At 73.4% G+C, this 12,583-nt stretch carries 2 protein-coding genes; both read right to left on the reverse strand.

Features of this window, described 5'->3' with window-relative positions; all coding sequences use genetic code 11:
* Positions 1-6,442 (reverse strand): type I polyketide synthase (locus ABD369_RS38950; protein WP_344641386.1); only part of this gene is annotated, 6,442 nt, incomplete at its 3' end.
* A gap of 40 nt (positions 6,443-6,482) precedes the next feature.
* A partial coding sequence (locus tag ABD369_RS38955; protein ID WP_344641387.1) for an SDR family NAD(P)-dependent oxidoreductase occupies positions 6,483-12,583 on the reverse strand: 6,101 nt, incomplete at its 5' end.

Genomic DNA, 12,583 nt, shown 5'->3' on the forward strand with positions numbered 1-12,583 from the left:
CCGCGAACACCGCCGAGCTCTCCAGGAGTTCCACCGCCATCGCAGCCCACTGCGAACCCTGACCCGGGAAGACGAACGCCACCTTCCCCGCAGACCCGGCGATGCCCCTGATCACCTGCGAGGCGGGATCAGCGGTGGCCAACTCCCCGAGTCCGAGCTCGAGTTCGTCGAGGTCGCCACCGAGCACCACCGCCCGGTTCTCCAGCACCGCACGGCCGGCCGCCAGCGAACGCCCGACACCCAGCGCATCCAACTCCGGCGAGGCAGCCGCGAAGGCCCGCAGCCGCGCCGCCTGCCCGCGCAACGCCTCCTCACCACGACCGGACACCACCCACGGCACCACCGACGCACCGACCACCGCGGCCCCGGCCACCGGCGACTCGGCCGACTCCTCGTCCGCCACCACCTCCGGCGCCTGCTCGACGATCACATGCGCGTTCGTCCCACTGAACCCGAACGACGACACACCCGCCCGACGCGGCTCACCCGTCACCGGCCACCGCCGCGCCTCGGTCAGCAGCTCCACCGAACCAGCCGACCAGTCCACGTGCGGCGAGGGCTCGTCGAGGTGGATGCTCTCCGGCAGCACACCGTGCCGCAGCGCCTCGACCATCTTGATCACACCGGCGAGTCCGGCTGCCGCCTGCGCGTGCCCGATGTTGGACTTCACCGAGCCGAGCAGCAGCGGACGGCCCTCGGGCCGGCCCTGGCCGTAGGTGGCGATCAGCGCCTGCGCCTCGATCGGGTCACCCAGCTTGGTGCCCGTGCCGTGCGCCTCCACCGCGTCCACCTGCTCGGCGGACAGTCCGGCATCTGCGAGCGCCTGCCGGATCACCCGCTGCTGCGACGGACCGTTCGGCGCCGTCAGACCGTTGGACGCACCGTCCTGGTTGATCGCCGAACCACGCACCACCGCCAGCACCGGATGCCCGTTGCGCCGCGCGTCCGACAACCGCTCGACCAGCAGCATCCCGACGCCCTCGGAGGGGGTGAATCCGTCGGCCGCGGCCGAGAACGGCTTGCAGCGGCCGTCGGACGCCAGGCCCTGCTGCCGGCTGAACTCGATGAACGTCCCCGGTGTGGACATCACCGTCACACCGCCGGCCAGCGCCAGGTCGCACTCGCCGCCCCTCAGCGACTGCACGGCCAGGTGCAGGGCGACCAACGAGGCCGAGCAGGCGGTGTCCACGGTCATCGCCGGGCCCTCGAGGCCGAAGAGGTACGACACCCGGCCCGAGACCACGCTGGCCGCCGTACCGGTGGCGACATGCCCCTCGGCCGAGTGGGCGGCCGACGCCAGCAGGCCCAGGTAGTCCTGGCCGTTGGTGCCCGCGAAGACACCGGTCCGGCTGCCGCGCAGCGTGGTGGGGTCGATGCCCGCCCGCTCGAACGCCTCCCACGAGGTCTCCAGCAGCAGCCGCTGCTGCGGGTCCATCGCCAGCGCCTCACGCGGTGAGATGCCGAAGAAGGCCGCGTCGAACCGGCTGGCGTCGTGCAGGAAGCCGCCCTCGCGGATGTACGAGGTGCCCTGGTGGTCGGGGTCGGCGTTGAAGACCGTCTCCAGGTCCCAGCCACGGTCGGCGGGGAACTCCGACAGGGCGTCACCGCCGGCGAGCAGCAGCTGCCACAGGTCCTCGGGGCTCTGCACCCCGCCCGGGAAGCGGCAGCTCATACCGACGATCGCGATCGGCTCGTCGGCGGCGGCGCGCACCACGACCGGAGCGGCGAGGCCCGTCACGGCGCCCGACAGTTCCTCGTCCAGGTGGCGGACCAGCGCCAGAGTGTTGGGGTGGTCGTAGATCAGGGTGGCCGGGAGCTTGATCCCTGCGGCGGCACCGAGCCGGTTGCGCAGTTCCACGGCGGTCAGCGAGTCGAAGCCGAGCTCCTTGAACGCCCGGCCGGTGTCCACCGCCTCCGGGCCCGGGTAGCCGAGCGCGGCCGCGACGTGCGAGGTGACCAGGTCGAGCAGGATCCGCTCCCGCTCGGCGGGCGAGGCACCCGCGAGCCGGACGGCGAGCGCGCCGCCGGCCGCCTCCTGGTTCTCCACCCCACCGCCGGTGGACTCCAACGCCCGTACTGCTTCCGGGATTTCGAAGAGCAGCGGCCGGGTCCGGCCAGAGGTGAAGGCGAGCGCGAAGCGCTGCCAGTCGATGTCGGTGACGGTCAGTGCCGCCTCACCCTGGTCCAGCGCCTGCTGCAGCGCGGCCACCGCCAGGTCCGGCGACATCTCCAGGATGCCGTGCCGGCGCATCCGGTCACCGACGCCGCCCTCGGCCATCCCGCCCTCGCCCCACGGGCCCCAGGCCACCGAAGTGGCGGGCAGGCCGTCGGCCCGGCGCTGCTCGGCGAGGGCGTCCAGGAAGGCGTTGCCGGGCGCGTAGTTGCCCTGCCCGGGAGCCCCGAAGGTGGCCGCGAAGGAGGAGAAGAGCACGAACGCGTCGAGCTTCTGATGCATCGTCAGTTCGTGAAGGTGCAGGGCGGAGTCGACCTTGACCCGCAGCACCCGCTCAAGCTGGTCGGCCGTCAGGGCCTGGATCACCGCGTCGTCCAGCACCGCGGCGGTGTGCATCACCGCGGTCAGCGGCCGGTCCGCCGGGATCCCGGCGAGCAGTCCGGCGAGCGCCTCGCGGTCCGACACGTCGCAGGAGACGATGGTGACGGTCGCGCCGAGGGCGGTCAGCTCCTCGCGCAGTTCGTCCGCGCCTTCGGCGTCCGGGCCGCGGCGGCTGGTGAGCAGCAGGTGCTCGGCACCACTGCGGGCGAGCCAACGGGCCACATGGGCACCCAGGGCGCCGGTACCGCCGGTGACCAGGACGGTACCGCTCGGACGCCAACTCTCCGTCGGAGCGGGGCCGGAAGGCGCGTGCACCAGCCGACGGGCGAAGACCCCGGACGGGCGCACCGCGAGCTGGTCCTCGCCGCCGGTTCCGGCGAGCACGCGGACCAGCCGGTCCAGGCCGCGCTCGTCCACCTGCCCGGGGAGGTCCACCAGTCCGCCCCAGCGCTGCGCGTCCTCCAGCGCGGCGACCCGACCCAGGCCCCAGACCAGCGACTGTGCGGGGCTCGACAGGCGCTCGGCGCGGTTCACCGCCACGGCACCGCTGGTGGCGGTCCACACCGGGGTCTCGAATCCGGCATCGGCCAGCGACTGGAACAGCAGCACCGATCCCGCCATGCCGAAGGGCACGGCCGGGTGGTCGGCACAACGCCGCTCGACGAGTCCGAGCAGCGAGAGGACTCCGGCGGGCGCCTCGGTCAGGTCGGTCCGCAGCCGCTCGGACAGCGCCTCCCGGTCCAGGTCCGCGGCGTCGACCGACAGCCGGCGGACCTCCGCGCCGTGCCGGGCCAGGGCCTCGGTGGCGGCCGCCGCCCAGGGGGTTTCCTCAGCCGGGGCCACCAGCAGCCAGGTGCCGGAGAGTACGGGGGCGGGGAGATCGGCCATTGGCTGCCAGGTGATCCGGTAGCGCCACCCGTCCACGGTGGACTGCTCACGGCGCTGCCGCCGCCACGAGGACAGCGCGGGCAGTACGGCGCTCAGCGGCGCGTCGTCGGCCAGCTCCAACGACTCCGTGAGGGACGCCAGGTCCTCGCTCTCCACGGCGGCCCAGAACTCCGCCTCCACCGGGTCCAGCGACGCGTCACGCTCGGCGGCGGGCGCGGCCGGCGCATCCAGCCAGTAACGGCGGCGTTGGAAGGCGTAGGTGGGCAGGTCCACGAGCGCCGCGTCGCTGCCCGCGAAGACGGCCGCCTGCCAGTCCACCGCGACCCCGCGCACCCATGCCTCGGCGAACGAGGCCAGCAGCCGACGGGCACCGCCCTCGTTGCGGCGCAGCGTCCCCACGGTCACGGCCTCGCGTCCGGCCGCCTCCACGGTCTCCTGGACTCCGGTCACCAGAACGGGGTGTGCGCTGACCTCGACGAAGGTGCCGATGCCGTGGTTCGTCGCCAACTCCGCCGTGACCTCGGCGAATCGGACGGTGGCGCGCAGGTTGGTGTACCAGTACTCGGCGTCCATACCCGAGCCGTCGACCAGCTCACCGGTCACCGTGGACAGCAGCGGCACCCGACCCGCCCGCGGAGTCACCTCACGCAGCACGTCCAGCAGCTCGGTACGGATCGACTCCACCTGAGCCGAGTGCGAGGCGTAGTCCACCGGCACCCGCCGGGCCCGGACACCATCCGCCTCACAGGAGGCGATCAGCTCCTCCAGCGCGGCCGGCTCACCCGAAACCACCACCGACGACGGCCCGTTCACCGCAGCGACCGAGATCCGCTCCTCACCCCAGACCGTCAGCCGCTCACGCACCGCCTCCACCGGCAGCGCCACCGACACCATCCCGCCACGACCCGCAAGCCCACCGGCAATCGCCCGGCTCCGCAACGCCACCACCCGCGCGCCGTCCTCCAGCGACAGCACACCGGCCACCACGGCGGCGGCGATCTCACCCTGCGAGTGACCCACCACCACCGACGGCTCCACACCCGCGGCCCGCCACACCTCAGCCAGCGAGACCATCACGGCCCACAACACCGGCTGAACCACATCAACCCGCTCCAGCCACGCCTCACCGGCCCGGCCGAGCAGCACATCCTCCAGCGACCAGTCCGTGAACGGCGCCAGCGCGGCCCCGCACTCGGCGATCCGCGCGGCGAAAACCGGAGACTGCTCCCACAGCTCGGCACCCATCGCCGCCCACTGCGAACCCTGACCCGGGAAGACGAACGCCACCTTCCCCGCGGAGCCGGGCGCCACGCCCTCGATCACCTCGGCCGCGACACCGCCGGCAGCCAAGGTGCCCAACCCGCGCCGGAGTTCGTCGAGGTCGCCACCGAGCACCACCGCCCGGTTCTCCAGCACCGCACGACCGGCCACCAGCGAACGCCCGACACCCAGCGCGTCCAACTCCGGCGAACCAGCCGCGAAGGTTTGCAGCCGCGCCGCCTGCCCGCGCAACGCCTCCTCACCACGACCGGACACCACCCACGGCACCACCGACGCACCGACCGCCGCGGCCCCGGCCACCGGCGACTCGGCCGACTCCTCGTCCGCCACCACCTCCGGCGCCTGCTCGACGATCACATGCGCGTTCGTCCCACTGAACCCGAACGACGACACACCCGCCCGACGCGGCTCACCCGTCACCGGCCACGGCCGCGCCTCGGTCAGCAGCTCCACCGAACCAGCCGACCAGTCCACGTGGGTGGACGGCTCGCCGACGTGCAGGGTCTGCGGCAGCACACCGTGCCGCATCGCCATGACCATCTTGATGACGCCGCCGACACCCGCCGCCGCCTGCGTGTGGCCGATGTTCGACTTCAGCGAACCCAACCACAGCGGCTTGTCGGCCGCACGCTCCTGCCCGTAGGTCGCCAGCAGCGCCTGCGCCTCGATCGGGTCGCCCAGCGTCGTGCCGGTGCCGTGTGCCTCGACCACGTCGACCTGGGCGGGCGTCAGGGCAGCGCTGGCCAGCGCCTGCCGGATCACCCGCTGCTGCGACGGACCGTTCGGCGCCGTCAGACCGTTGGACGCACCGTCCTGGTTGATCGCCGAACCACGCACCACCGCCAGCACCGGATGCCCGTTGCGCCGCGCGTCCGACAACCGCTCGACCAGCAGCACGCCGACGCCCTCGCCCCAGCCCGTGCCGTCGGCGTCGTCCGAGAACGCCTTGCAGCGCCCGTCCGTCGCCAGACCGCGCTGGCGGCTGAACTCCACGAAGGTGCCCGGGGTCGCCATCACGGTGACGCCACCGGCCAGTGCCATCGTGCACTCGCCCGACCGGAGCGCCTGGACCGCCAGGTGGAGGGCGACCAGCGAGGAGGAGCAGGCGGTGTCGATGGTCACCGCCGGACCCTCCAGGCCCAGGGTGTAGGACACCCGGCCCGAGGCCACGCTGCCGAAGCTGCCGGTGCCCAGGTGCCCCTCCACGCCCTCGGGCACGGTGCTGAGCCGGCTGGCGTACTCGTGGTACATCAGGCCGGCGAAGATGCCGGTCCGGCTGCCCTTGAGCGCGGCCGGGTCGATGCCCGCCCGCTCGAACGCCTCCCACGAGGTCTCCAGCAGCAGCCGCTGCTGGGGATCCATCGCGAGTGCCTCACGCGGCGAGATCCCGAAGAACGCCGGGTCGAACTCGCTCGCGTCGTGCAGGAATCCGCCCTGGCTGACGTAGCTGGTGCCCTGGGCGTCCGGGTCGTCGTCGATCAGCGAGGACTCGTCCCAGCCGCGGTCGGTCGGGAAGCCGCTGATGGCGTCGCCGCCGGTCGCGACCAGCTGCCACAGCTCCTCGGGGCTGGTCACGCCGCCGGGGTAGCGGCAGGCCATCCCGACGATCGCGATCGGCTCCTGGTCGCGCTCCTCCATCTCCCGCAGGCGTCGGCGGGCGTTCCGCAGATCGGCGGTGGCGCGCTTGAGGTAGTCGCGCAGCTTGTCCTCGTTCAGCATGTCCGTCCGCTCCTTGCGGCAAAGAAAAGGGGTCGCGCAGTCAGGAAGTTTCGAGCTCGTCATCGAGGAGGTCGAACAGCTCGTCGTCGGTGGCCGAGTCGAGATCGCTGTTGTCGTCGACCGACGCCCGGTCGGGGGCCACGGTCTCCCGCCACTGCGTCAACAGGGCCTGCAGACGCAGCGTGACCCTGGTGCCGGTCTCCTCGTCGGTCGGCGTCGCGGCGAGTGCCTCGGCCAGCCGGTCCAGCTCGGTGAAGACGTTCGGCGCGGCTTCCGCGCCGTCTTGCGGGAGAGCCGTCCGCAGATGTCCGACCAGCTCGACGGGGCTCGGGTAGTCGAAGATCAGCGTGGCGGGGAGCCGGAGGCCGGTGGCCGCGTTCAGCCGGTTGCGCAGTTCGACGGCGGTCAGCGAGTCGAAGCCCAACTCGCGGAAGGCGTGCGTCGGCTGCACGGCAGCCGCGCCCGCGTAGCCGAGCACCGTGGCGACCTGCCCGCACACCAGCTCCAGCAGGATGCGCTCCTGCTCGTCCGCCGGTTGGCCGCTGAGCTGCTGCCGCAGCGCGGCCGCGGGGTCGGTTCCCACCGCCGATGCGGCGGCCCGTCGGGCGGGCACCCGGACGAGGCCGCGCAGCAGCGCCGGGACGTGGCCCGACTCGACCGTCTGGGCGCGCAGTCCGGCCAGGTCCAGCCGGGCCGGCACCAGGACGGCGTCCGGCAGGGCGACCGAGGCATCGAGCAGCGCGAGGCCCTCGTCGACCGTCAGCGCCATCGCGCCGCCGCGCGCCATCCGCTGGACGTCCGCCGTGTCCAACTCGCCGGCCATACCGCCCTCCTCGGCCCACAGGCCCCAGGCGAGCGAGGTCGCCGGAAGTCCGGCGGCCCGGCGCTGCTGGGCGAGGGCGTCCAGGAAGCCGTTCGCGGCCGCGTAGTTGGCCTGACCCGCGTTGCCGAAGACACCGGCGGCGGAGGAGAACAGCACGAAGACGGCAAGGTCCTGATTTTCCGTCAGTTCGTGCAGGTTCCAGGCCGCATCCACCTTCGGGCGCAGCACCGCATCGATGCGCTCGGGGGTGAGCGAGGAGATCACACCGTCGTCCAGGACGCCGGCGGTGTGCACCACGGCGGTCAGGTTCTGCTCGGCGAGCAGGGCCGCCAGCGCCTCACGGTCCGCCACATCGCAGGCGGCGAAGTTGACCGAGGCGCCGAGCCCCGACAGTTCCGCCGCCAACTCGCCCGCGCCGTCGGCTGCTTCGCCGCGACGGGACACCAGCAGCAGTCGGCGCGCACCGTGCCGCTCGACCAGGTGCCGGGCCACCACGCGGCCCAGCGAGCCGGTCGCGCCCGTGACCAGTACCGTGCCCTCGGGGTCGAGCGCCGGCGGCTCGGCCTCGGTGGCCTTGGGGGCGCGGGCCAGCCGCAGCGCCAGGGCGCTGCCCGCACGCAGTGCGAGTTGCGGCTCTCCACTCTCGACGACGGCTGCCAACAGGCCCGGTGCGGCCGGGGCGTCGTCCAGATCCACCAGGACGATCCGGCCCGGGTTCTCCGACTGCGCCGAGCGCAGCAGACCCCACACGGCGGCCGACGGCAGATCCGACACCGCCTCATCGGCGTTGGCGGCCACCGCACCACGGGTCACCACGACCAGCCGGGAGTCCGCGAGCAGGTCCTCGGCCAGCCACTCCTGCACCAGGGCGAGCACTCGGCGCACTGCCGTGTGCGTCGCGGCGGCCGCGTCCGCACCGGCCGAGGACCGCACGGGGAGCAGGATCGTCTCCGGCAGGGCACCCACCAGTTCGGCGAGGTCCTCGAACCGCTCGATCTCGCCGAGCCCGAGCCCGAGCACGTCCGCGCCCAGCAGTACGGCGTCGGACAGGGACGCGGCGGACGGCAGCCCGACCTCCGTCCACTCCGGCCGGAACAGCGAGTCCTCGCCGCCCGGAGTCACCAGCTGCTCGGCCGCGAACGGCCGCAGCACCAGCGACTCCACCGACGCGACCGGCGCACCCGTGCCGTCCATCGCCGTCAGCGACACCGCGTCCTCGCCGGCCCGTGCCAGCCGCACCCGCAGCTCGGACGCGCCGGAGGCGTACAGGCACACACCGCTCCACGCGAACGGGAGCCGGCCCTGGCCGGTGTCCGCCACCAGGCCGCCGAGTCCCACCGCGTGCAGTGCGGAGTCCAGCAGCGCCGGGTGGAGGCCGAACAGGCCCGCCTCGTCCCGGCTCTCTTCCGGCAGTGCCAGCTCGGCGAACACCTCGCCGTCCAGCCGCCAGGCCGCGTGGACGCCCTGGAACACCGGACCATAACCGAACCCGGCCGCCGCGAACCCGTCGTACAGCCCATCGACCGGTACGGGCTCCGCACCCGCCGGCGGCCACTCGGCCGGCCCGGCCGGTGCCTCGGCAGCGCCCTCGGCCAGCACACCCGTCGCATGGCGCGTCCACGGATCGCCGTCCGCCGCGCCGGCGTCGCGTGCGTGCAGGCTGACGGTACGCCGGCCCGTCTCGTCGGCCGCTCCGAGACGCAGTTGCAGTTGCATCGACGTCTGCTCGGGCAGGACGAGCGGCGCTTCCAGGGTGAGCTCCTCCAGCAGGCCGCAGCCGACCTGGTCACCGGCCGCGAGCGCCAGGTCCACGAAGGCCGTTCCGGGCAGCAGCACCCTGCCCGCCACCGCATGGTCGGCCAGCCAGGGCTGCGCGGCCGAGGACAGCCGGCCCGTGAACAGGTAGCCGTCCCCGTCGGCCAGTGGCACGGCGGCGCCCAGCAGCGGGTGGCCGATCGCGTTCAGGCCCGCCGAGGCGACGTCGCCGACCGGCCCGGTGCCGGTCTGCGGCCAGTAGCGCTCACGCTGGAACGCGTACGTGGGCAGGTCGACCAGCCGCGCGCCGGTACCGCCGTACACCGCCGCCCAGTCCACCCGGACGCCGCTCACGTGCAGTCGGCCCAGCGCGTTGGCCACGGCCTCGGGCTCGTGGCGGTCCCGGCGCAGGAGCGGGGTGAACACCGCCGCCTCGGCCACGCTCTCCTGTGCCATCGCGGTGAGCGTGCCGTCCGGGCCCAACTCCACGAAGGTACGAACGCCTTCGCACTCCAGGGTCTGCGCCGCGTCGTGGAAGCGGACTGCCTCACGGACGTGCCGCACCCAGTACTCGGGAGAGCACAGCTCCTCCGCCGAGGCGACTTGACCCGTCAGCGTGGAGACGATCGGGATGCGCGGTTCGGCGAAGGTCAGACCCTCGGCGACGCTCCGGAACTCGGCGAGCATGCCGTCCATCAGCGGCGAGTGGAACGCGTGGCTCACGGTGAGCCGCTTGGTCTTGCGGCCCTGGGCCTCCCAGTCCGCCGCCAGCTCAAGCACCGAACGCTCGTCACCCGAGACCACCAGTGAGTTCGGGCCGTTGACGGCCGCGATACCCAGCTCGTCGTCGCGGCCGATCAGCAGCGGCACCACCTCGCCCTCGCTCGCCTGGATCGCCACCATGGCGCCGCCTGCGGGCAGTTGCTGCATCAGCCGGCCACGGGCGGCCACCAGCGCGGCCGCGTCCGGAAGCGAGAGCACACCCGCGACGTGCGCGGCGGCCAGCTCGCCGATCGAGTGCCCGGCCAGGAAGTCCGGCCGCACACCCCACGACTCCACCAGGCGGAACAGCGCCACCTCGACCGCGAACAGCGCCGGCTGGGTGTACCCGGTCTGGTCCAACTCCTCGCCGCCGAAAACCACCTCGCGCAGCGGACGCTCCAGGTGCCCGTCCAGCTCCGCACAGACCGCGTCGAAAGCCTCGGCGAAGCGCGGGTAGGTGTCGTACAACTCGGCGCCCATACCGGCCTGCTGGCTGCCCTGACCGGCGAAGAGGAACGCCGTCCTCGTCCCGGCACCCGCCGCGGCCTCCAGCGGGGTCTCCCCGTCCGCCAGCGCGGCCAGCCCGGTGCGCAGTTCGTCGCGGTCCCGCACCAGCAGGGCGGCCCGGTGATCGAAGAGCGCGCGTGCCGTGGCCAGCGAGTAGGCGATGTCAGGGATCGTCAACTCTGACCGGGTGGCGATGTGTTCGAGCAGCCGCTGCGCCTGGCCGCGCAGCGCAGTCGGGGTCTTGGCCGACAGCAGCAGCGGAAGCGCGGGGTGCTCCTCGGGGCACGGGTCGAGTTCGACGGCGGGCGCTTCTTCGAGGATGGTGTGGGCGTTGGTGCCGCTGATACCGAAGGACGACACACCGGCCCGGCGCGGCTCACCCGCCGAAGGCCAGGGCTGCGCCTCGGTGAGCAGCGAGACCGCACCCGCCGACCAGTCCACGTGGGTGGACGGCTCACCGACGTGCAGGGTCTGCGGCAGCACACCGTGCCGGATCGCCATCACCATCTTGATCACACCGGCGACACCGGCCGCGGCCTGGGTGTGACCGAGGTTGGACTTCACCGAGCCGAGCCAGAGCGGACGGTCGTCCGAGTGCTCCCGACCGTAGGTGGCCAGCAGCGCCTGCGCCTCGATCGGGTCGCCCAGCCGGGTCCCCGTACCGTGCGCCTCCACCGCGTCCACCTGCGCGGCGGACAGTCCGGCCGAGGCCAGCGCCTGCTGGATCACCCGCTGCTGGGACGGCCCGTTGGGCGCGGTGAGACCGTTCGAGGCACCGTCCTGGTTGATCGCGGAGCCGCGCACGATGCCGAGCACCGGGTGGCCGTTGCGCCGGGCGTCGGAGAGCCGCTCGACCAGCAGCATGCCCACGCCCTCGCCCCAGCCGGTGCCGTCCGCATCGTCGGAGAACGCCTTGCACCGGCCGTCGGCCGACAGTCCGCGCTGGCGACTGAAGTCCACGAAGGTCCCCGGCGTCGCCATCACGGTGACACCACCGGCCAGCGCCAGCGAGCACTCACCCGCGCGCAGCGCCTGGACGGCCCAGTGCAGCGCGACCAGCGAGGACGAGCACGCGGTGTCGACCGTGACGGCCGGACCCTCCAGCCCGAAGGTGTAGGACAGCCGGCCCGAGGCGATGCTGCCCGCGCCACCGCTGCCCAGATACCCCTCGGTACCGCTGGGCACGTCCTGCAGTCGGGTGGCGTAGTCGTGGTACATCACGCCGACGAACACGCCGGTACGGCTGCCGCGCAGGGCCACCGGGTCGATGCCCGCCCGCTCGAACGCCTCCCACGAGGTCTCCAGCAGCAGCCGCTGCTGCGGGTCCGTGGCCAGGGCCTCACGCGGGCTGATCCCGAAGAACGTCGGGTCGAACTCGGCCGCGTCGTGCAGGAATCCGCCTCGGCGGGTGTACGAGGTGCCGGGGTGCTCGGGGTCCGGGTGGTAGAGGTTCTCGACGTCCCAGCCACGGTCGTCGGGGAAGTCGGAGATCGCGTCGCGCCCGGCCGAGACCAGCTGCCACAGGTCCTCGGGGCTCTGCACCCCTCCCGGGAACCGGCAGCTCATCGCGACGATCGCGATCGGGTCGTCGTCCGTGAACGTGCCTGTGACGACGGCCGATCGGTCCGCCTCGCGACCGCCGACCAGTTCGACGCGCAGGTACTGGGCGAGCACCTGGGGGTTGGGGTGGTCGAACACCAGCGTGGCGGGCAGCCGCAGCCCGGTGGCCGCGTTGAGGCCGTTGCGGAGTTCGAGCGCGGTGAGGGAGTCGAAGCCCAGGTCACGGAAGGCGCGAGTGGGATCGACCGCTTCCGGGCCGCTGTGTCCCAGCACGGCGGCCGCCTGGGTCCGGACCAGTTCGAGCAGTTCCTGGTCCTGCTCGGCCGGGGCCAGCGCGGCGAGCCGGCGGCCGAGAGCGGACCGGTCGGGGCCGGCTGCGGCAGCGGCGGCTGCGCGGCGCACCGGGGTCCGTACCAGGCCGCGCAGCAGCGGAGCCAGCGTCCCGGCCTCGGCCTGTCCGCGCAGACCGGCGAGGTCGAGCCGGATCGGCGCGAGCACGGGCCGGTCCGCACGTACGGAGGCGTCGAAGAGCCGCACGCCCTCGGCGGTGGTCAGCGCGGCGACACCACCGCGTGCCATCCGCTGGACGTCGGCCGAGTCCAGCTCACCGGCCATGCCGCCGTCCTCGGCCCAAAGGCCCCAGGCGAGCGAGGTCGCCGGGAGACCGGCCGTACGGCGCTGCTGGGCGAGGGCGTCCAGGAAGCTGTTCGCGGCGGCGTAGTTGCCCTGGCCGG

Source organism: Kitasatospora cystarginea (genome assembly GCF_039533515.1).
Taxonomy (GTDB): domain Bacteria; phylum Actinomycetota; class Actinomycetes; order Streptomycetales; family Streptomycetaceae; genus Kitasatospora; species Kitasatospora cystarginea.